Source organism: Streptomyces sp. NPDC048506, assembly GCF_040651315.1.
Taxonomy (GTDB): domain Bacteria; phylum Actinomycetota; class Actinomycetes; order Streptomycetales; family Streptomycetaceae; genus Streptomyces.
The window spans coordinates 1-18789 of sequence record NZ_JBEZIX010000075.1; the positions used below are offsets into that span (position 1 = coordinate 1).

The 18789-nt window shown below is 68.4% G+C and carries 25 protein-coding genes and 1 pseudogene; 10 read left to right on the forward strand and 16 right to left on the reverse strand.

The features are described from left to right. Positions 1 to 49 precede the first annotated feature (49 nt). Together AB0C96_RS39095 and AB0C96_RS39100 are read left to right on the forward strand one after the other, a co-directional pair. On the forward strand, positions 50 to 166 hold the full coding sequence (locus AB0C96_RS39095; protein WP_362924620.1) for a hypothetical protein: 117 nt from the start codon (positions 50 to 52) through the stop codon (positions 164 to 166). Further along, entirely contained in the window at positions 139 to 729 is a 591-nt protein-coding gene (locus tag AB0C96_RS39100) for a Tn3 family transposase (protein ID WP_362924561.1), read from the forward strand. The genes AB0C96_RS39095 and AB0C96_RS39100 overlap by 28 nt, the downstream gene beginning before the upstream one ends. Positions 730 to 745: 16 nt before the next feature. On the opposite strand, the gene AB0C96_RS39105 is transcribed toward AB0C96_RS39100, so the two are convergent. Both AB0C96_RS39105 and AB0C96_RS39110 read right to left on the reverse strand, forming a co-directional pair. Then, complete coding sequence (locus tag AB0C96_RS39105) at positions 746 to 916, reverse strand: hypothetical protein (RefSeq protein ID WP_362924563.1); 171 nt, start codon at positions 914 to 916, stop codon at positions 746 to 748. A gap of 60 nt (positions 917 to 976) precedes the next feature. After that, on the reverse strand, positions 977 to 1726 hold the full coding sequence (locus AB0C96_RS39110) for a TetR/AcrR family transcriptional regulator (protein WP_362924565.1): 750 nt from the start codon (positions 1724 to 1726) through the stop codon (positions 977 to 979). A 145-nt stretch (positions 1727 to 1871) separates the two neighbouring features. Between AB0C96_RS39110 and AB0C96_RS39115 the strand changes: the two genes are divergently transcribed. Both AB0C96_RS39115 and AB0C96_RS39120 read left to right on the forward strand, forming a co-directional pair. Further along, the gene (locus AB0C96_RS39115; protein ID WP_362924566.1) at positions 1872 to 3005 is read left to right on the forward strand and encodes an NAD(P)/FAD-dependent oxidoreductase; all 1134 of its coding nucleotides are present in this window, start codon (positions 1872 to 1874) and stop codon (positions 3003 to 3005) included. A gap of 271 nt (positions 3006 to 3276) precedes the next feature. Further along, positions 3277 to 3489, forward strand: coding sequence for a recombinase family protein (locus tag AB0C96_RS39120; protein WP_362924568.1), 213 nt, complete (start codon positions 3277 to 3279; stop codon positions 3487 to 3489). Between the two features lie 51 nt (positions 3490 to 3540). Here AB0C96_RS39120 and AB0C96_RS39125 read toward each other — a convergent pair whose 3' ends face one another. The 3 genes from AB0C96_RS39125 to AB0C96_RS39135 form a co-directional block, all read right to left on the reverse strand. Next, positions 3541 to 3663: a hypothetical protein gene (locus AB0C96_RS39125; protein ID WP_362924570.1), complete on the reverse strand. Its 123-nt coding sequence runs from the start codon at positions 3661 to 3663 to the stop codon at positions 3541 to 3543. Between the two features lie 403 nt (positions 3664 to 4066). Then, positions 4067 to 4534, reverse strand: coding sequence for a hypothetical protein (locus tag AB0C96_RS39130; protein WP_362924571.1), 468 nt, complete (start codon positions 4532 to 4534; stop codon positions 4067 to 4069). A 326-nt stretch (positions 4535 to 4860) separates the two neighbouring features. Further along, positions 4861 to 5307, reverse strand: coding sequence for a DUF1772 domain-containing protein (locus AB0C96_RS39135; RefSeq protein WP_362924573.1), 447 nt, complete (start codon positions 5305 to 5307; stop codon positions 4861 to 4863). Between the two features lie 102 nt (positions 5308 to 5409). On the opposite strand from AB0C96_RS39135, the pseudogene AB0C96_RS39140 reads away from it, so the two are divergent. Continuing rightward, positions 5410 to 5987 (forward strand): annotated as a pseudogene (locus AB0C96_RS39140) (TetR/AcrR family transcriptional regulator). Between the two features lie 6 nt (positions 5988 to 5993). Here AB0C96_RS39140 and AB0C96_RS39145 read toward each other — a convergent pair. Both AB0C96_RS39145 and AB0C96_RS39150 read right to left on the reverse strand, forming a co-directional pair. After that, positions 5994 to 6152 (reverse strand): hypothetical protein, encoded by a 159-nt coding sequence (locus tag AB0C96_RS39145; protein ID WP_362924574.1) that lies wholly within the window; start codon positions 6150 to 6152, stop codon positions 5994 to 5996. 2 nt (positions 6153 to 6154) lie between these two features. Next, positions 6155 to 6325, reverse strand: coding sequence for a hypothetical protein (locus AB0C96_RS39150; protein WP_362924576.1), 171 nt, complete (start codon positions 6323 to 6325; stop codon positions 6155 to 6157). 106 nt (positions 6326 to 6431) lie between these two features. Between AB0C96_RS39150 and AB0C96_RS39155 the strand changes: the two genes are divergently transcribed. Beyond that, positions 6432 to 6896, forward strand: coding sequence for a MarR family transcriptional regulator (locus AB0C96_RS39155; protein WP_362924577.1), 465 nt, complete (start codon positions 6432 to 6434; stop codon positions 6894 to 6896). Between the two features lie 355 nt (positions 6897 to 7251). On the opposite strand, the gene AB0C96_RS39160 is transcribed toward AB0C96_RS39155, so the two are convergent. Beyond that, positions 7252 to 7950 carry a hypothetical protein gene (locus AB0C96_RS39160; protein WP_362924579.1) on the reverse strand — a complete coding sequence of 233 codons (699 nt, stop codon included), beginning with the start codon at positions 7948 to 7950 and terminating at the stop codon, positions 7252 to 7254. A 234-nt stretch (positions 7951 to 8184) separates the two neighbouring features. On the opposite strand from AB0C96_RS39160, the gene AB0C96_RS39165 reads away from it, so the two are divergent. Together AB0C96_RS39165 and AB0C96_RS39170 are read left to right on the forward strand one after the other, a co-directional pair. Continuing rightward, a complete protein-coding gene (locus AB0C96_RS39165; protein ID WP_362924580.1) occupies positions 8185 to 8688 on the forward strand; it encodes a GNAT family N-acetyltransferase in 504 nt (167 codons plus the stop codon). Between the two features lie 342 nt (positions 8689 to 9030). Next, positions 9031 to 9525: a DUF4232 domain-containing protein gene (locus tag AB0C96_RS39170; protein ID WP_362924582.1), complete on the forward strand. Its 495-nt coding sequence runs from the start codon at positions 9031 to 9033 to the stop codon at positions 9523 to 9525. 306 nt (positions 9526 to 9831) lie between these two features. Here the strand turns inward: AB0C96_RS39170 and AB0C96_RS39175 are convergent, their stop codons facing one another. The 4 genes from AB0C96_RS39175 to AB0C96_RS39190 all read right to left on the reverse strand — a co-directional run bounded on the left by AB0C96_RS39175 (position 9832) and on the right by AB0C96_RS39190 (position 12187). Then, on the reverse strand, positions 9832 to 10086 hold the full coding sequence (locus AB0C96_RS39175; protein ID WP_362924584.1) for a transcriptional regulator: 255 nt from the start codon (positions 10084 to 10086) through the stop codon (positions 9832 to 9834). A 74-nt stretch (positions 10087 to 10160) separates the two neighbouring features. Further along, on the reverse strand, positions 10161 to 10577 hold the full coding sequence (locus tag AB0C96_RS39180) for a hypothetical protein (protein WP_362924585.1): 417 nt from the start codon (positions 10575 to 10577) through the stop codon (positions 10161 to 10163). Between the two features lie 230 nt (positions 10578 to 10807). Beyond that, a complete protein-coding gene (locus tag AB0C96_RS39185) occupies positions 10808 to 12052 on the reverse strand; it encodes an MFS transporter (RefSeq protein ID WP_362924587.1) in 1245 nt (414 codons plus the stop codon). A gap of 12 nt (positions 12053 to 12064) precedes the next feature. After that, a complete protein-coding gene (locus tag AB0C96_RS39190) occupies positions 12065 to 12187 on the reverse strand; it encodes a hypothetical protein (RefSeq protein ID WP_362924589.1) in 123 nt (40 codons plus the stop codon). 229 nt (positions 12188 to 12416) lie between these two features. On the opposite strand from AB0C96_RS39190, the gene AB0C96_RS39195 reads away from it, so the two are divergent. Both AB0C96_RS39195 and AB0C96_RS39200 read left to right on the forward strand, forming a co-directional pair. Then, positions 12417 to 13325 carry an oxidoreductase gene (locus tag AB0C96_RS39195; RefSeq protein ID WP_362924590.1) on the forward strand — a complete coding sequence of 303 codons (909 nt, stop codon included), beginning with the start codon at positions 12417 to 12419 and terminating at the stop codon, positions 13323 to 13325. A 277-nt stretch (positions 13326 to 13602) separates the two neighbouring features. Next, on the forward strand, positions 13603 to 14907 hold the full coding sequence (locus AB0C96_RS39200; protein ID WP_362924591.1) for an MFS transporter: 1305 nt from the start codon (positions 13603 to 13605) through the stop codon (positions 14905 to 14907). A 25-nt stretch (positions 14908 to 14932) separates the two neighbouring features. Here the strand turns inward: AB0C96_RS39200 and AB0C96_RS39205 are convergent, their stop codons facing one another. From AB0C96_RS39205 to AB0C96_RS39220, 4 genes are all read right to left on the reverse strand, one after another. After that, complete coding sequence (locus tag AB0C96_RS39205; RefSeq protein WP_362924593.1) at positions 14933 to 15745, reverse strand: maleylpyruvate isomerase family mycothiol-dependent enzyme; 813 nt, start codon at positions 15743 to 15745, stop codon at positions 14933 to 14935. Between the two features lie 253 nt (positions 15746 to 15998). Next, positions 15999 to 16418, reverse strand: coding sequence for a GDSL-type esterase/lipase family protein (locus AB0C96_RS39210; RefSeq protein ID WP_362924595.1), 420 nt, complete (start codon positions 16416 to 16418; stop codon positions 15999 to 16001). Between the two features lie 211 nt (positions 16419 to 16629). Continuing rightward, entirely contained in the window at positions 16630 to 17367 is a 738-nt protein-coding gene (locus AB0C96_RS39215; RefSeq protein ID WP_362924597.1) for a hypothetical protein, read from the reverse strand. A 220-nt stretch (positions 17368 to 17587) separates the two neighbouring features. Continuing rightward, entirely contained in the window at positions 17588 to 18730 is a 1143-nt protein-coding gene (locus tag AB0C96_RS39220; protein WP_362924599.1) for a PP2C family protein-serine/threonine phosphatase, read from the reverse strand. Positions 18731 to 18789: the final 59 nt, after the last annotated feature.

An 18789-nucleotide genomic window follows, 5' to 3' on the forward strand; every position in this document is an offset into this window, starting at 1 on the left:
CGAGGCCGCCCGCCACATCCCCGGCGTGAGCGGGCACGAGCTGGCCTACGTGGCGGACCGGCACTTCTCCCTGGTGCTGCTGAACGAGGCCATCGTCGACCTGGTCAACGCGCACGCCCGCCTGAACATCTCGCAGGCGTGGGGCGACGGCAGTTCCGGCACCTGATGCGGGTGGCCGTCTCCGTCCGCGAGGGCGTCATCTCCTCGGCGACACTGCTCAAGCGGCTGCGGTCGGGGTCGCACAAGAACGCCACCTACACCGTATTCCGCGAGGTCGGACGCGTCATCCGCACCGTGCAACTACTGCGGTACCTGACGGACGCCCCACTTCGCCGACGGGTGACGTCGGCGACGAACAAGGTCGAGTCCTTCAATGGGTTCTCCCAGTGGGTCGGCTTCGGCAACCAGGGCGTCATCGCCGACAACGACCCCGTCGAGCAGGAGAAAGCGATGAAATTCAATGCCTTGGTCACGAACGCTGTGATCTTCCACAACGCCCTGGTCATCGCCGAGATCGTCCGCCAACTCCTGGAGGAGGGATGGGAGATCGACCCGGAGGACCTGGCCCAGGTCTCCCCGTACCTGACCGAGCACATCAAACGGTTCGGCGAATACAGCACCCACGAACTCGCCGTCCAGCCCGAGGCGTACGACCCCAAGCTCGACGTCGACTTCACCCAGCTACGCGACCAGGAACCGGCCGCCTCCGGCTTCGGCACAGCGGCCTGAGCACCGAAGGACGCCGTCACGGCTGGCCTGGACCATCTGCCCTGGTGGCCCAAGCCAGCCGCGACGGCAGCAGCGACTTTCGGTAGCGCGGGCGCTCCAACAGATCCGCCGCCAGTCCGACCGGCCGGACCTCTTCAACCGCCTCAACCGCCTCAACCGCCTCAACCGAGGCAATCACGTCACTCATCAGGTGCTACTTCCGTGATCCGGAGTCACACCGGTACAGACCCGCCTCGGGCTGCGGCGTTCATCCGGCGGTGTCGGAGGCCGGTGTCGGCTGGGGCTGGGTGAGGTTGTCCACTATCAGTCCGAGGGTGAACTCGAACCGGTCGTGTCCGGTGCCGGAGGTCAGCTCAGCGGCATAGCGTCGGGTCTGCGGAAACGTGTCGGCCGGCAGCGCGGTGAACCGGCGGATCAGCTCCTCGCGGCCAAGGACCCATTCCTGGTCCGGGTGTCTGCGCCGCTGCTGGACTAGCGACTGCTCCAAGGCGTAGGCGCTGACGTAGAGGGACAGAGCATCGAGCACCCAGGCGGCGCTCTGCGGTTCGATTCCGCCGGCGAGCAGGATCGCCAAAAGCCCTTCCTTGACCCGCAACGCGGAGAGGTTGGTCGGGACTACACCCAGCGCGGCACGGGAGACTCCGGGGTACTTCAGGTACTGGTCGCGGATCTGCGCGTACACGTCGAGGATCTGCTTGCGCCACTTGGCCGGGTCCGGTTCGGGCAGCACGACCTCGGAGCAGAGCCGGCCGACGAGCAGATCGTCGATGTCCTCTTTGCTGACGATGTGCGCGTACAGCGACGACGGCCCGGTGCCGAGTACCGCGGCGACTCGACGGATGGTCAGTGCTTCGTAGCCCTCGGTGGCCACGACTTGCAGGGCGGCGTCGGTGATCCGGTCGACCGTGATGGGCTTCTTGCGTGGTGACGCCGCTGAGGGCTCCCCAGCGGGCTGGGCGTGACGAGCTGCTCGGCGTTGCCGGGGATCGGAGGGCATGCCGATCACTATAGCGTTGACACGATCTAAGTTCTCTCAGTAGAACTTAGATCGTGCAGCAGAACTAAGTTCGTATCTGCGTGGTTCGCGCACCCCCTGCTCAGGCCCTGAGCAGGGTTCGGACAGTCTGTTCAGGAGGTGTGTGATGCGAGTTTCCATTGCCGGGGCCGGCCTGGGGGGTCTGTGTTTGGCACAGGCCCTGCGTGGCGCCGGGATCGAGGTCGACGTGTACGAGCGGGACCCAGCGATCACCGCACGATTTCAGGGGTACCGGCTCGTACTGGATCCGGTCGGATTCGAGGCGCTGCGTAGCTGTCTGCCACAGCGTTGGCACCCGCTGCTGGACGCGGTCGTCAGTGACGCCTACGTTGAGCGACTGGCCCTGGACGCCCAGCTGAACAAGATCGGCGAACTCGGCCCCGCCAGGAGCGGGATCGTGGTTGACCGGCACGTACTCCGGCACCTGCTGCTGACCGGACTCACTGTGCACACCGGGGCCGCGCTGACCGGTTACGACGTGTTGGACAACGGCAGGGTCGAAGCCCGGTTCGCGCAACGCGATCCGGCAACCGCCGATCTGCTCGTCGGGGCGGACGGGGTCGGCTCCGCGGTTCGCCAGGTGCTGACGCCGCAGACCACCCCGACTGACACCGGCGTTCGGTTCGTCATCGGCCGCACGCCGCTGACGGAGCAGTTCGCCGGCCTGTCCCGCGCCTACGGCGGGAAGATCGTCGGGGGCGGAGTGAGTCTGCTGCTCGGGGCGATGCGGTTCCCCGTTCCGCCAAAGGAAGCGGCGGAGAAATTGGCACCCGAAGTAACGCTCCCTGACGTCCATGACTACGTGCGCTGGGCCATGGTCCTCCCGCCGAACGGCTCTCTCGGCACCTTGACGGCACAGGAGGCCGCGCTGTCCAGGATGAACGGCTGGCACCCGGACCTGCAGGCGCTCATCGAGCAGGCCGACCCGGACAACAGCACCCTGCTGTCCATCCGGGTGGTCGAGCCAGGTGAGCGCTGGGCGCCCGGTCCGGTCACGCTGCTCGGTGACGCTATCCACGCCACCTCTCCGACCGGCGGCAACGGTGCGAACACCGCCCTGCGCGATGCCGACCTGCTGGGCCGCTGCCTCATTGAGGTCGCCGGGGGCCGTCAAGATCTTCTCTCCGCGGTCGACAGCTACGAGCGGCAGATGTTCGAGTACGGGAGCGAGGCCGTGCGCCACAGCCTCGCCGCGCTACCCGCCTTCGTCCCGAACCCGGAACGACCCGAGCCGGCATAGGTTCAGAACCTCCCAGCCACGCCTTCAAGGCCGAACGGCACGTTTCCGACGTGTACCAGTGCTGGTCTCCTTGTAGGTGGTCACCCGCCGGGTTCTCCTGACCGGCCGCCCTGTCGTCAAACGATCGAATGACGACAGGCGCGGCGGACGTCCAATGAACCCGGACTTTTCGGGCCTGTTGGCGGCTCGGATCCCATCAGATCCGATGGCGGCTGATGACAGGGTTTGCTGACAGCCAGGGTCGAATGCGACCACTACAACGGGGAGCAGCATGGCCAACCTGGTCTACAAGCGGGTGTCGACCGACCAGCAGTCGACCAACCGTCAGAACCTCGTCCTCGCCGAGGCCGGGATCGAGGACCCGGTGACGTTCGAAGAGGACGCCGGCACCTCCAGCCGCCTCCACCCGCTGGAGCGTCCGGAGTTCGGTGAGCTGCTCACCTACGCGCGGCCGGGCGACACCGTGCACATCTCCGAGAGGTGACGCCCGTCGACCTCATCTATGGCCGCAGGTTGGACAATTGAGTTGGACAATTCAGATGCCCTCCAGGGCAACCATGCGGGCCTTGTAGACGGCCGGCGGGATCTGCCCGAGGGCCGCGAGGCGTTCCAGTTCGGTGGCCTCGGTTTCATGGGCGATCTTGTGGCTCTGTTCCACCAGCTCTCGGCTGTACTTGACGGCCTTGGCGCGCTGCCTGGAGCGTCTTCTCTGAATCTCGTCCGCGATCGCTTGTGCAGTTTGCTCTAAATAACTGTCATGCCTTCCCGACCACATGCCGCCCCCTGTTGCCGGTGCCGGTATCTACATGAGAATCCGGATTCAGGCTACCTGGAATCCGGATTCTCGTCTGTGCGGTGTCCGCAAACCCATCCGACCGCAGCGACGGCGAAGGCGGTTGGAGACCGCTCCCCGGCGCCCCCTGGTCCAGCGCGCCACATCGTTCACGCTGCCCGATGAGAACGTCGGCGTGCCGCTCGACCACGGGAGGAACTGCTGCCCGGCGCAGCGTCGCAACACGGACCGTGCCATGTCCCGCTCAACCCGCCGTGCGGCGTCTCGCTCAACCGGCCGTGCATCGTGTCGTATGCGCGTCGCCCCTTGGCCCCTTCGCCGCCCGGAACAAGGGGATCGACGAGGCCATGACGAACAGGCCAAAGATCGTGATGGGCAGAAGTCCGACCGGGCGTAGCAGCCATGCCGGATTCTCCTGCAACTGCGGCCAGTTGACGAACCAGTTCGCGGTGACGTCCAACAGCATCACAGCGCTCGCCAGGCGGATTCCCTCCGGCCGTACGAGCCAAACCAACACGACGACCAGGGGATCGAGCAGCACCAAGCCGATGAAGAACACCTGTAGGGGCACCGGCGCGAACGACGCATACACATGGATCCCGCCCCGGAAGAGATCCAGCAGGTGGGCGCAGGCCCCCTCGCAGAAGCCGAGGCCGTACACCACGAGCAGCCATCGCGCCCAGAGCGGCCGGCTCCTCCACCGTTCCTTCAGTCCACCCGTCACCGCCACCGTCACCGGGTCAACCTATGCGGAGCGTCGCGCCTCGACCAAAGAGACGAGCGCCGGACGCCGGATCGACCCGGCCCGGGCGTCGCGCCCTCGCACCCACACCTCCCCCGCCCCCTCGGCGGCGGGCCGGCCGGCTTCTCCGTCTGACGTCCGGCCGCCCGCACCCTCCGTCGATCTTGCCGAATGCACAACGCCGGCCCGTCTCCAGGCCACCCCCAGCAGTGCCGAAAAACGACGGCGATGCGCCCCGTCAAGAGGGGCTGTGCGGCGCTGCATACGACCGTGAGGCTCGCCGAGATCGGCAAGCCTCACGGTCCACAGACGCCGGGGCGTCACGCTATGGCGACGACCATCAGGACGAATGCCGTGATGATGACGCTGACGCGCACATAGTGGAACCGATCCCAACGACCGAGCTGCTGCTTCCAGTCCGCCGGGACGCTGTCCTGGGTCCACTGGGCCACGCGGGAGTTGATCGGGACGAGCAGGGCGATCGACATCAGCACGCTCAGGACGAGCAGGGCGGTGGCCGTGACGACGAGTCCGGCCCCCGCATCGCCCCATGCCCGCACCGCCCAGATCGCACCCAGTACGACCGAGCCGATGTACCAGAACGGCATCACCTTGCCGAGGATCCGGGCTCCTTCAGTGCGGGCCACGAGACCGCCGTTGTTCGGCAGTCCGTCGATGATCGGGTTGACGAAGGCCGCCACCGCGAACTCCACGCCCACCAGCAGGCCGACGACCACGACCGTGACGATGGCGAGTGCGTTGTGCATGTCCCCTCCCGAGGCTCCCGGCACATTTTCTAGCGCCGCTAGATTGTGATGCGATGCTAGCGAAAACAACGCTCGAATGTCTAGCGGCGCTAGGGTCGAGTTATCTCGCTACAGGAACGCAAGGAGCGTGAGCGGGCCCACCGCCACCAGTTGATCGTCACGACGGCCCGCGAACTCGCAGAGTCCCAGGGCTGGGACGCCGTGACCACGCGCCGGCTGGCCGAGCGCGTCGAGTACAGCCAGCCCGTGCTCTACAGCCACTTCCGCGGTAAGCGGGAGATCGTCGGTGCCGTGGCCCTGGAGGGTTTCGCCGAGCTGACGGCGACCATCCGGCGCGCGGTGGCGGACCGGCCGGCGGGGCGGGCCGCGGCGGCCTCGCTCGCGGGGGGGCGTACGTCGACTTCGCCGAGCACAACCCCGCGCTCTACGACGCGGTGTTCCTCCTCGATGCGGGCCTTCCCTTCGCCGACGAGGCGACACCGGCTCCGCTGCGCGAGGCCTTCGAGGCGCTGCTCGACACGCTCGGCGACATCGCAGGGGACGCCCAACCGACCCTGTTCGTCGAGGTTTTCCGGTCGGCCCTGCACGGCCTGGTCACGCTCACCCGCTCGGGCCGAATTCCCCGGCAAGCCGGACCGCGACGACTCGAAGTCCTGGTGGACCGGTTCGCGGGGCACTGAAGGCTGTCACGACTGCGCGCTGCCCGACGAGAACTGCGCGACGGTGCGGTCCAGGTAGGCCCGCAGAGCATCCACGTATGGACCGGCGGCGACCTCGGCCTCCGGATCGACCCCGATGTTGTTGACGAACTCGGTCGCCACGGCTCCGGGTTCGATGACGGACACGCTCACCCCCAGCCGGGCCGCCACGGGCGCCAGGCCCGTCCCGCGGCGACGGCGGCCGCGAGGCCGATACCGGAGGACGCACCGGTGATCAGAACGACCTTGGAAGACTCATCGGCAGACCGGGAGACCTGAGACGCCTGGTGCGTCTGGGAAGCCTGGGAAGAGGAAGACATGACAGACCTTTCGGCCCCGTACTGCGGACTAACGGAGCAAATTAAGTGCGCGTACACACACTAGAGAGATTGTGTGCGTGCACACGCAACCAGGTAGGCTGACCGCATGGCGAAGAGAAAGCTCACCCAGTCCGAGATGCCCGTGGCGGACCACGCGTTCTACGGGCTGGTCCGGGCCGGAACCGTGCTCACCGAGCGTGTCGACCGCGCCCTGACCAAGGCACACGACCTGCCGGTCTCCTGGTTCGAGGTGATGCTCTGGCTGGCCTCCAGCCCCGACCCGGTCCCCGCGTCCGTGCTGGGCAACAGCACCATGCTCAGCCGCAGCCAGGTGTCCCGGGTCGTCGACGCCCTTCAGCGCCGCGGGCTGGTCACCCGCACCCCGTCGGCGCGCGATGCACGTTCCGTCGAGGTGGCACTCACGACGGAAGGCCATCGGCTCTTCGAGGAGGCCGACGCCACCCGCCGCTCCTGCCTGGCCCCGGTCTTCACCGACCTCCTCGACGAAGCCGATCTCGCGGCGCTCAGCACCGTGTGGCACAAGCTCAAGGCCAACAAGGACGCAGCGTGACGGCGCACGCTCGGTGACCACCATGCGGTGCCAGAAGCTGCCGGTGACCGAACAACCGACTTCTCACGGCTTGAGCGATAGGAGAGCCGCGCGTGCGGGCTCAGGAAGCCGTGGGGACTCGTAGGACGGCCGTGCGGGCTCGCAGGACGGCAATGCAGTGGAGTGACCTTTGAGTGTGCGTCATATCGGCCGGACGGTGCGGGGAAGGACAGGGGCTGATCACCGTCTCGGCTTTGAGGGGGATTCATGCGCATCCGTACCACGCTCGTCGCAGTGCCCCTGGCTGCCGCTGCCCTGGGGTTCGGTCGCGTGCTCGGTATGTGATGCGGCTGTCCGGAGCACCGACCCAAGGGTTTCAGAGCCTTGCACCGTGAGCACGACGCTCACCGTCGGACGGGACAGGTTCCCACGCCGGCGTCGGCCGCTGCCTGCTCAGGGCCTGAGCCCGGCTGGTCCGGCCACTCGGTGTCCATGCCTCCCTGCGGGCTGCTGTTCTGTCCCGCAGCCGGTAGCCACCGGCGATCACGGGTGAGTCGGTGGCCGACGCCATGCACTTCGTCAACATCGACTGTCCCTTCCTGGATGGCGCCGCCAGCCCGATGCGGCTGGGACCGCCGCCCCTCGGGGCTACGTAGAAGCTCACGCCCATGCGGGCGTGCTTGGGCAGTTCCGTGAGCCAGGGGTGGCCGGGGCTGGTGCGGACGAGGGTGCCGGTCACCACGGCGGTGGGGCCGCCGGTGCGGAGGCAGTCGACCTTGAAGTCACCCCAGAGGATCTTGGCGTGCTGTCCGGTGCCGTACTGGTGGGAGAGGCGGAATGTCCCCCAGGACTTCGTGGGGAGGTAGGGGCCGGCCGCGTAGGCGGCGTGGGCGTCGACGGTCAGCCGGACATCCTCCGTGGCGACGGGGTAGTCCATGCGCCCCGATCCCTGCACCGAGGACATCGGCGTGCGGTTGGCGTGCGCGACCGGCGTCGAGGCCTCCGCAACCCCAGCCGTGGCGGTCGTCGTGAAGGCCAGTATGAGGAGGGCGGCGGTACGGAGGGTCTTGTGCATCGGGGCTCCGGTCCGGGAGGCGGCAGTTGGGGGGGGGAACACCGCGATCATGACCGGGACCCGCACCCCCGCACGTCCGCCACGAGGCCCGTCCCGCCCCGCCGCATGGGTGAGGGCCACGTACTCCCCGGGGCCGACCCGGCTCCGCCGCAGGGCGGTCCGCGGCTGCATCCCATGAGGTGGAAGCACGAAATCCCCTTGCTCCTGGCGCCGGTGGAAGTCAGGGTCTCGCCCATGACGACGATCTCCGTACGCCCCCTGGAAGCCGAGGAATGGGTCCTCTACCGCGCCGTGCGCCTGGCAGCCCTGGCGGACTCCCCCGACACATTCGGCTCCACACAGTGCAAGGAACGGGCGTTCACCGAGGACGAGTGGCGCGAGCGCCTCGCGAAGCGCAATCAGTTCGTCGCCGAGGACGGCGACGAGGCATGCGGACTGATCGGCATCGTCCCAACCGGTCCCGAAATCGCCCAGATCGTATCCATGTGGGTCCACCCCGCCACGAGAGGACGCGGAGTGGGTGATCTCCTGGTGCGCGAAGCGTTGCGGTGGGCCGGCGACCGCGACGTTCTCCAGGTGCAGCTGTGGGTGACACAGGGAAACGACCACGCAGAGCGTCTCTACGCCCGGCATGGCTTCCAGCGGACGGGGCTGGTGCAACCCGTACGCGAAGGGGAGGACAAGCCGGAGTTCGCCATGGCGTGTACAACGCCCCCGCCCAACGGCAAGATCACCTGATTCACTGCGACGTGCGACGTGTGACCTGCGACGTGCCGGCGCTGTTCGCCGGAGGGCCGCGCCGTGCGGAGCATCCCCGCGGCGTTGCCGCCCGAGATCGCAACGAAGTGCTCGTCAGGACGGGGAGGGGAGGCCGGGCCGGCGGCGCTGCCTTCTGCGGTGGCCGGCGTTCGCTACCTTCCGAGGCTGGGTTCCGGTGAAGTCTCCTCGCTGGCACGGGAATTCGCGCAAGAGAGGCAACCTGGAGCGCCGAAATCTCCTCCTTATCGTGTGCCATATCTGTCACACCATGGGGGAGCCATGCGGCGGCGTTCACTTCTCGCGACGACAACGGCCGCTCTCGTGCTGACCATCGCCGGAAGCCTGGGCCTGGTCGGCTGCGGTTCACCGCGCATGGCGACGCTGCACGCCGACTGCACCACGAAGAACCTGAAGTGGAAGCTCACCGTCCTCAAGAAGCGGCCGCACACCACACAACGTGACGCCCGGTTGTCCGTCGTCAACAAGGCCGCGCGTCCCTGTGTCTTCGGCGGCTACCCGGTCTTCGAGGTCCACGTCGGCAAGGGCCCGGAGGCGGACGGCAAGGGCCAGGGCATGGCGACGCCGATCGACTTGCGCAGTGGTGGCACGGTGACGACGGCCCTGCGCTACAAGGACTCCGAACACGGCGCGCCCTCCGCCCAGTGCATCGTCAGCAACGTGGAGGCCACGGTCGCCGCGCCGCGCGACCGCGCGGGCCGGTCGATAACGGCCCGGGACGAGTCGGGCCGGCGTTCGCGGATGGACATCTGCGACGGCACGATCTGGATGAGTCCGCCCAAGGAAGTGGCGGAGTAGCGCGGCGGCTGCTGCGGAGCACGGCGCACCTGGCTGCGTGCCCGACCTACGGCCCCAGGGCGCCCCCACCGCACCGACCACGGGATCGCGTACGTCGTTGTGCAGGCCGCGAAAGCCGAGGTCCGCAAGGGCGCCGAGACCGGCGGAGCGCAGATGGGTCAGGAAGTGGTCGTGCCGGGCGGCGGTGATCCCGGCCACAGCGAGGAGATGCCGGCGAGGTGGCTTATCGCCGAGCGGCGGGACAGCCCGTCAAGGCTCGAACGAACGGCTGGCCACACCCGTGATCAGCCGTTCGCCCCGCCCATCTCATTGCAGTGGGCCCGCGATTGCCGTGAGCGCGGCGAGGTGGCGCCGATAAGCAGCCACGCCGTCCTCGGTCAGACGCAGCCAGGTCCGCGGCCGTCGTCCGACCTGCCCCTTCTCGACCGTCATCCAGCCCGCTTCTTCCAGGCGCGAGACCTGTTTCGACAGGGCGGAGTCGGTGATCTCCACGAGATCCCGCACGTAGGCGAACTCTGCCTTCTCCACGGGAGCGAGAGCCGCAACGATCGACAGACGCACAGCCGAGGCAAGAAGGGGTGCGAGTGCGTGTCGCGGGTGAGGGCCCTGTCCTGCGCCCGCCGCGGTTTGTGGCGTCATACGGCGCGCGCTTCCCGCCAGGCCGCTGCGGCGCCCGGCAAAGCGCATACGAGGGCAGCCATGGCCGCGAAGGCGACGCTGTCCACGAAGAAGGCGAGGCCGAGCACGAGGGCCAAGACGTAGGCAACCGCCCAGGCGCCGATCACCCTGAGATTCCGGCCGCCGTAGCCGTGCGGAACCACAGGCTGTCGCATGGCGAACAGAGACAGCCCCAAGAGCACCAGGGCATTCGCCAGTCCGCTGACCAGTGCCCCCGTCCGCCCGTGCCACAGCAGCACGGCGGGAACCAGGACCAGCTGCCAGACGGCGAACAGCCACAGGTAGCCGACGTACCAGCGGCTTCGCACCCGCGCGGTCGCCTCGATCCGCGCAATCCCCTTCAATGCCGCGGCTGCATCGACCTGTTCGTGCATGGCACACCCCCCATGTCGTCGCCGGGGCATCCACTTGTCTACCCCGGCATCTACTTGCCAGAGTAGCAACTACATGCCGAGGTGGGAACTTTGAATTCGCCTATGCGGGACCTCCGGGCTCGAAGTCGGCGAACATTTCTCAGTTGGCGGCGGCTCACTCCAGCCCACTCCAGCGCGCTCCACAGGCCCAGGGCGACCCCACCCGAACGGAGCGGATGGGTCGTGATACGTCAGGCTGCAACCGTGGGTTCGAGCGCGTCTGCGGTGCGGGCTTCCCGGGTGCGGGAGAAGGCGAGCACAAGGGCCTGGACGACTGCCCCGGACAGTCCGATCCACAGGGCGAAGCGATAGCTGACCTGGTCGGCGAGTACTCCGCCGAGAGGTGCCCCCACCGCCACCATCCCCCAGTTGAACGAGCGGATCGTGGCGTTCATCCGCCCGGCCAGTCGGTCGGGCGTCACTGATTGCCGATAGCTCAGCTCCACCGGGCTTTCGATGGTGATGGCCAGGAAGACGATGAAGAAGGCCAATGACACAGTGGGCAGCGCCCATGGCCCCCGCTCGGCAAGGAGCATGGGCAGCCAGCCGAAGGCGGCGAGCAGGCGGAAGGTGATCAGGGTGGCGCCGACATCGAGCCTTCTGATCACGAGCCCTGAGAGCGCACCACCGATCACCCCGCCCACCGCCCCGCATGCGTAGGTGACCGCCAGACCGAAGTCGCCGATCCTCAGCTCGCGCAGCGCGAAGACCACGAACACCGTGGTCACCATGGTGTTGAACAGGAGCATCGCGTGCGAGGTCAGGGCCATGGGCGCCAGGGTCCGGTGCCGGTAGACCCAGGCCACACCCTCGCGCAGCTCGCTGCCGATGCTTCGCCGCGTGCCTCGGTCGGGGACGGGGTCATCAGCCCGGAGCGAGGCGATCAGCGCGCCGGAGACGAGATAGGTGAGGGCGTCGACCAGCACGGCGAAGGGCGCACCCACGAATTTGATCAGCACCCCGGCGATCAGCGGTCCGGCCGAGCCGGCCACCGCGCTTGCCTGCTCGGTACGGGCGTACCCCGCGTTGAGTAGTTCCTTCGGCACCAGCCGCGGTACGTACGATTGATTGGCCGCCTCGAACAGCAGGCTCAGCACCCCGAACGCGAAGGTGAACGCGCACAGTGTGGCGATGCTGAGCTGGCCCACTGCGTACAGCAGGGGGATCGCGGCGAGGAGCACTGCCCGCGCGAGGTCCATGGCGACCAGCATGGGTCTACGCCGGCAGCGGTCCACCAGGACCCCGGCGACAAGTCCGAAGAGCAGATAGGGAAGCCAGCGCGCGGCGTTGACGAAACCCACCTCTGTGGCAGATGCGCTCAGCGTCACGGCGGTGAGGATCTGTAGGGCGAGTCCCGTGATCTGAGAACCGAAGGCCGATATGGCGGAGGCGGTCCAGAAGCGTATGTACCCAGGGACTTCCACCAAGCGCGACATGATCGGACCGTATCAATGGGCGACCAGCAGCAGCCAGATCGCGTCCTGAAAGGCCAGGCTCGTTCCGACACGGGCCAGTGCCAGCGCCTCCTTTGCCGCCGACTCCCCCAGCCGCACGCCCGCACCGGAGTTCACGCGGCCGCCACCACACTCTCCTCATCCGTTCCGCTCGTACGGGATTCCACGAGAGGCGAGCACCACTATCCATAACGGCGCGTGCCGTGTGCAGATTCCCGATCACGGTGTGACATTCCCCCGCCACCAGATGGCTTCTCGGCACGGCTCTCGTCCGCGCATACTCGGCGCCTACCTCGTCTCAAACCTCTCAGGGGCGAGGGCTGTTCGAAAGGAGCTGGTGGGACAGATGGCATCGGACGAGGTCTCTGCGGGAGCTGCGGGCACCTGGCGGCTCGGGGACCTGACGGTCAACCGGATCGGACTCGGCGCCATGCGCCTCACCGGCAGCGCTGCCTTCCACGAGGGCACCCCGCGTGATCGCAGCCAGGTGATCGGCGTGCTGCGCCGCGCCGTTGAGCTCGGCGTCAACCACATCGACACCGCGGCGTTCTACTTCTCGGCGCTGCGCTCCGCCAACGAGTTGATCAACTCGGCGCTGGCACCGTACCCGGACGACCTGGTCATCGCCACCAAGGTCGGCCCCACGCGCGATGCGTCGGGCGAGTGGACCACCCCGGCGCGCCCTGACCAACTGCGCGGCCAGGTCGAGGAGAACCTGCGTCAGCTCGGCCGTGACCACCTCGACGTGGTCAACCTGCGCATCATGGGCCAGGCCTCGATCAGCGAGCACTTCGGGGCCCTTTCCGAGCTGCGCGACGCCGGGCTCGTCCGCCACCTCGGTATCTCCAATGCCCGCCCCGATCACCTGGCCGAAGCCCGGGCGATCGCCCCCGTGGTGTGCGTGCAGAACCGCTACGGCATCGACGCACGTGGCGGCGAGGCGCTGCTCCGAGCGTGCGCCACACACGGCATTGCGTTCGTGCCGTTCTTCTCCATCGCCGGCGAGGGACGGGAGTCAGGAGCCGTCCAGGCAGAGCACGAGCAGATCCTCACCGTCGCTCGTGCCCACGGGGTGTCGCCGTCACAGGTACGTCTGGCATGGACACTGCGGCAAGGCGGACATGTCCTGGCCATCCCCGGAACGGGCCGCCCGGACCACCTCGTCGACAACCTGGCGGCAGGAACCCTGCAACTGACGGAGGAAGAACTCACACTCCTCGATGGCCTCGACACGGGCGGCCGAGCCGGACGCTGATGTCGACCACTCGGGCTCTGCCGGGGCCAGAAGCCTCCCGCTCAGGCCAGGGAGTACAGCTGCGGTTGGCGCCCCATCCGGCTCGCAGTACCGGGCCGGGCGGCCACCACGACCCTCCATTCCATGCCCTCCCGCCCACGACGATCACCCCATCCAGCAGCCCGATTAGTCAACGATCAGGCTCTCAACCACCCTTACGCGATGAGTGGCAGTTCCCGGGTGGGATCACGCAGACCGCACGGAACCCTGGAGAGATGCCACTGTTAGCCTGATCGACATGATCAAGAGGGGGTCCAAGATCAAGAGGGGGTCCAAGCAGCGGGTACCCAGCGGGCCGGCTTCCGGTCCGCAGCGAGCTCTGATCATCGCCAGTTTCGTCAGCAGGGTAGGCAACGGTCTCTTCAACACCGCTGCCATCCTCTACTTCACGCTCGTGGTGCACCTGCCCGCCACACAGGTGGGAGCGGGCCTGACGATCGCTGGCCTCAGCGGCTTGGCGGCCGGCATACCGGCGGGAAATCTAGCCGACCGTTACGGACCACGCACGATCTGGCTGATGACCCTCACCTTGCAGGCCGCCACGATGGCGGCTTTCGTCTTCATCAACAGTTGGCTCGCGTTCACGCTCGTCGCCACACTGGACCGGCTGGCTGCCACGGCAAGCGGCGCCGCGGGCGGTGCGCTCGTCGCAAGAGTCGGCGGGGAACGCCCGGCCGCCTTCCGGGCCAGACTCCGCACGTTCGTCAATCTCGGCGTCGTCGTGGGCACCCTGGGTGCGGCCTTCGCCATCCAGATCAACACTCGCCCTGCCTACACCGGGCTGATCCTCGCCAACGCCGCCAGCTTCGCCTGTGCCGGACTGATCGTGTTCCTGGGCGTCCCGAACTACCGTCCTCTGCCCCGGCCCAAGGAGCACCGTCAGTGGTCCGTCCTGGCCGACCGGCCGTATGTGTCCTTCGTCGCGCTCTACAGTGCCATGGGCCTGCAATACCAGACCGTCTCCCTGCTGCTGCCGATCTGGCTCACCGCCCACACCGACGCACCGCGCTGGACCGTGGCAGCGGTCTACGCGATCAACAGCGGCGTCTGCGTGCTGCTCCAAAGCAGACTCGGCTCCAAGGTGGAAAGCCCACGACAGGGCAGCCGCGCATTCCGCCTCGCCGGGCTCCTGTTCCTCGTCAGCTGCCCGTTGATGGCGCTGACAGCCGATGTTCCCGCCTGGGTCGCGCCGGCACTCGCCGTCCTTGCCGTGTGCATCCACAGCGTCGGAGAGGTGTGGGAGTCCTCGGCCGGCTTCGCGCTCGGCTTCGGTCTCGCACCCGACCATGCCCAAGGGCAATATCAGGGCCTCTTCGGTATCGGCTTCGACGCAGGCCAAGCCCTCGCCCCCGTGATCCTGACCGGAGCAGTCCTGGCGCTCGGACACTCGGGATGGCTACTCCTCGGCACATTCTTCGCAAGCCTGGGCGCGGCAGGCCCTTCGGTGGCCGCATGGGCCGAGCGAACCCGACCCGCGAAACCTGGCACGGAAGCCTCCGCACAACGTCGGCAAGGTGAATCCGCGCTGCTGGAGGCCGACTGACCCTTGGGGCGGAACCGTCCAAGGGTCAGAAGGCCGTGTGGGTGAACCAGTGGTCGAGTGCCGTGGCCTCGCCCGAGACGTCGAAGGCGGTCTCCTGGTACGACCGCCGCCCGTAGAGCAGCAGGAGGAGGTCCGCCGCCTGTCCGCGTACCACTGCCTGCGCCTCGGACGGCGCGGTATCGGCCTCCGCCCCCGGCAGCAGACGGAACCCGTTCGGCTCCAGTTGCACCCGCCACTCCTCGCCGATGCCGCCGGTGGCGTCCACGGACTGGAAGGCGATGGTCTCGCCATTGCCGTGCAGCTTCTTCACGGCCGGGGCGAAGAGGCCCGCGTAGGGCAGGTTGACGAGGAATTCGTCCACCCCGTCCGCCGCCAGTACGGGGTCGATGTCCGACTCCCGGCCGACGGCACGTTCCGCGTCCACCCGGTGCACCAGCGTTTCGAACAGCATCCGGCGGGCCCAGAACCGCGCGTGCTGGTCCGCACCCCAGGCCCACATCGCCGCCTGGGGATCCGTGGTCCGCAGCACGCCGGCCACTGCGGGTACGCCCGCGGCCACCCAGGCTGCGTACTCCTCCACACGATCCGGCAGCCCCAACTCCACGTCGCGGCTGCGCGGAGGCTCCTGCACCAGCTGGGCCAGCAGCGTACAGAACCAGCGCTGCAACGCTCCCACGTGCTGGGTCAGCTCGGTCAGCGTCCAGTCGGGACAGGACGGCACGGCGGTCGCGGGATCCGCGCCCTGGACCACCTCGGCGAAGTGCAGGGTTTCCCGCTCGATCGCCTGTCGGTACGTGTCGTACGGCAGAGGGTGCCCCGCACGGTTCGTCGTGTCCATGAGCTGCCGCCTTTCTTGTGCTGCACGGATCCTGTCGTGATCAGTGTGGATGCTGGAGTCCACTCGAAGGCAAATCCGGTCGGTCACGTCACCACGCTTCCTGTCAATCCAGCGCAGGAGACGCCGGGGCCCGGACGCCGGCGGCTGTCCTGGTCGAGAACGACGGCTTTCTGTTCGTCGGCGACGAGGGAAGGAAACAGACGAAGTGCGGCGGCTTCGTGGCCCTGGGCTCCATCGATCCGCTCATCAGCAGCTACCTGCCGGGGTGGGCGATCCATTCGTGCCATGGGCCGGCGAGGACGAGGGCGGTCAGGCTCTGGTAGCCGCCGCTGCCCGGGTGGGCACCGTCGCCGGCCAGCGCTTCGCCGGTCCAGGTGGGGTTGTTGGCGAGGTCCTGGGTCGTGGCGACGAACGGGACGTGTCGTCGGCGGCAGAGGGCGGCCATCGCATCGGCGAGTGTCGCGGTCCGTCGCAGATGGTCTTCGCCTGCGTCGATGACCGGTGGGGGCCCTACCACCAGTGCGGCGATCGCCCGCCGTTTGCTCTCGTCGAGGATCGAGGCCAGGTTGTCCAGGCAGCGGGCCGCGGCGACACGGACCGTGCCGTCCTCCTCGACCATGTCGTTGCTGCCGAAGGAGACGACCCCATACGGATGTCCCTGCTCACCGGGCAACCTTAAGGTCCGGCACGACGCCGGGGCGTGCCGGGCCAGGGCCGGCCGAACCACGGGTGGCGTAGCAGCGGGCATCCGGGCCGGCGGACCGGCGGACCGGGAGGACGATGGCACAGACCACCATGCTGTTGCACCGCTGAGGTGGTCCGGGGATCGGTCGTCTGCCGAACTGCGCGACGGACAGGGAGAGTTGACCGACGGCGTCGACGGCTCAGCGGCCGTCGTCCCACGGCTTGCCCAGCCAGCCCTCGTGACTGTTGACCAGGGCGGTGAGGGCCGCGGTGACCCGCGGGTCCCATCCGTCGCCCAGAGTCGTCAGGGCGAAGTCCGTCCCGCAGTCGGTCCAGTTGAGGACCTCCTTCCCGGCCGCCCGCCAGCGGATGCTGCGCGGCATCCGGGCGATGTCACCGCTGCCGGCGACGACACTGCCGACGGCGATGGCCACCCACAGCGGAAACAGCAGCCACCACACGTACCACCAGAACAGACGGCCCTTGATGCCGACCGCGGTCTGTCCGTTCGCCTGTTGCACCGTCCAGCGCGCCCTGCCCTGGCCGTTGCTCATCGCCCGCTGGTGGGTGATCAGCGCCAGGGACTCCCCGCTCCCGCCCAGCACCTCGAAGACGGCGCCGCTGCCCTTCGTCGCGGACGTGGTCACCACCCGCGCCAGCAGGCGCTGCCGCTGAGCGTCCGCCCAGAGCAGGAACGACCGGGCGCCTTGCTTGCGCGCCGCGCGATAGCCGTCGATACCGCCCGAGGACAGGTCCCGCTCCAGGAACGCGAAGGTCGGCAAGGTCGGCGGCGAGGGCACTCCGCCGGCCGCGGCGGCCACATCCTCCTGCTGGGCAGGGCCGCTGGTGCGTATCTCCCACCAGTGGTGGACACCCTCCGCCCCTGGCAGCGGCTCGGCGTGCCGACCGGAGTTGTGGAGCCATACCGTGGTGCTCAATCCGTTCCCCTCGTTGTGCCGGATGATCGTCGTCCTCGGGGCGGACTCTATCCAGCGGGCCGACTCCGCCGTCCGGCACGGTTGGTCGCCCTGCGGGGGCTCGGACGACCTGCGGGCCCCGGCCGTCCGGCTCGGAGGGTGGCTCGGAGGGCGGAGTCGGCCGGGACTTCTACGGCCGCCGCCCTCTACGACTACGGCCGCCGCCCTCTACCACCGCCTCCTACGACCGCCCGCGATCGTCGTCAAGCCGGTCGACGAGGATCATCGCCACGTCGTCCGCCAAGTGGCCTTCGGTGTGGCGGAGCAATGCCTGGTGCAGTGCGTCCAGGAAGTCCTGCGGGGCGAGCGCGTGCACCGCCTGCATGGCTTCGGGGAGGGGGAAGAAGTCGTTGTGCGGGTTGCGGGCTTCGATCACGCCGTCGGTGTAGAGCAGGAGACGGTCGCCGGGTGCGAACGGATAGCTCTCGGGCTTTTCGGGAAGGCCGGTGATCAGGTCCTCCAGGCCGAGGGGCGGCAGTGCCGTGGTGGGCATCAGGGACCGAACCCGGCCCTGGTGCAGCATCAGCGGCGGCGGATGGCCACGGTTGACCAGGTGCACGACGGGTTCGTCGGGCACCTCGGCCAGCAGCGCGGTGGTGAACCCCTCGATCAGGGCTTCCGGAGCGTACGCGCCCGGCACGGTGACCTCCCGTCGCAGCGCGGCCGCGCAGCGGTTCATCACCTCGACCAGGTCGTCCTCGTAGTGCACGGCCTCCCGAAACGCGCCCAGTGCCACCGCGACCGCGCGCACCGCGGACAGCCCCTTGCCGCGCACGTCCCCCACGATCATCCGGACCCCGTACGGAGTCTGCACGGCCTCGTACAGATCGCCCCCGACCTGTGCCCCGGTCCCGGCCGCGAGGCACAGGCTGCCCGCCTGTACGGGGCCGAGCCGCGCGGGGACGGGCCGGAGGATGACGTCCTGTGCGGCCACGGCGATCCGGCGCATCTGGTCGAGCTCGCTCTGCCTGCGCGTACGCACCGCGTTACTCATCGTGACGCTGGCCACGGACACGAGAAACAGGCCCAGCAAGTTACCGAAGACCTGGGGGGTGCCCCAGGCGTGGTTGACGGAGGCGGTGGTCATGTTGACGGCCAGCGCGACGCCGGCCGTGGAGAGGGTGCCCTTCGGGCCCATCGTCAGCGCGGCCAGCGCCGGCGTCGCGGTGAGGACCGGGCCGGTGACCAGGGCGTGGGCGGGCGAGAGCTCGATGCCCAGGACGACCAGCGCGATCGCGAAGGGCACACACTGCGCCAGCGCGAAGAGGACCCTCCCATGACCACCGGCTCCCGGGCCAAGAGGTGAGCGGAAGAGCGACCGCATGGGTCCAGCCTGCCTCGCCGACGTTGAGTGTTCCACCCAAGGCCGTGGCCTCCCGGGGG

Coding starts and splice junctions, on each gene's coding strand:
- AB0C96_RS39105 (WP_362924563.1), bottom strand. CDS start 916: ATGAGTGACGTGATTGCCTCGGTTGAGGCGGTTGAGGCGGTTGAGGCG.
- AB0C96_RS39110 (WP_362924565.1), bottom strand. CDS start 1,726: ATGCCCTCCGATCCCCGGCAACGCCGAGCAGCTCGTCACGCCCAGCCC.
- AB0C96_RS39115 (WP_362924566.1), top strand. CDS start 1,872: ATGCGAGTTTCCATTGCCGGGGCCGGCCTGGGGGGTCTGTGTTTGGCA.
- AB0C96_RS39120 (WP_362924568.1), top strand. CDS start 3,277: ATGGCCAACCTGGTCTACAAGCGGGTGTCGACCGACCAGCAGTCGACC.
- AB0C96_RS39135 (WP_362924573.1), bottom strand. CDS start 5,307: ATGCACAACGCACTCGCCATCGTCACGGTCGTGGTCGTCGGCCTGCTG.
- AB0C96_RS39150 (WP_362924576.1), bottom strand. CDS start 6,325: ATGTCTTCCTCTTCCCAGGCTTCCCAGACGCACCAGGCGTCTCAGGTC.
- AB0C96_RS39155 (WP_362924577.1), top strand. CDS start 6,432: ATGGCGAAGAGAAAGCTCACCCAGTCCGAGATGCCCGTGGCGGACCAC.
- AB0C96_RS39160 (WP_362924579.1), bottom strand. CDS start 7,950: ATGCACAAGACCCTCCGTACCGCCGCCCTCCTCATACTGGCCTTCACG.
- AB0C96_RS39165 (WP_362924580.1), top strand. CDS start 8,185: ATGACGACGATCTCCGTACGCCCCCTGGAAGCCGAGGAATGGGTCCTC.
- AB0C96_RS39180 (WP_362924585.1), bottom strand. CDS start 10,577: ATGCACGAACAGGTCGATGCAGCCGCGGCATTGAAGGGGATTGCGCGG.
- AB0C96_RS39185 (WP_362924587.1), bottom strand. CDS start 12,052: ATGTCGCGCTTGGTGGAAGTCCCTGGGTACATACGCTTCTGGACCGCC.
- AB0C96_RS39195 (WP_362924590.1), top strand. CDS start 12,417: ATGGCATCGGACGAGGTCTCTGCGGGAGCTGCGGGCACCTGGCGGCTC.
- AB0C96_RS39200 (WP_362924591.1), top strand. CDS start 13,603: ATGATCAAGAGGGGGTCCAAGATCAAGAGGGGGTCCAAGCAGCGGGTA.
- AB0C96_RS39205 (WP_362924593.1), bottom strand. CDS start 15,745: ATGGACACGACGAACCGTGCGGGGCACCCTCTGCCGTACGACACGTAC.
- AB0C96_RS39220 (WP_362924599.1), bottom strand. CDS start 18,730: ATGCGGTCGCTCTTCCGCTCACCTCTTGGCCCGGGAGCCGGTGGTCAT.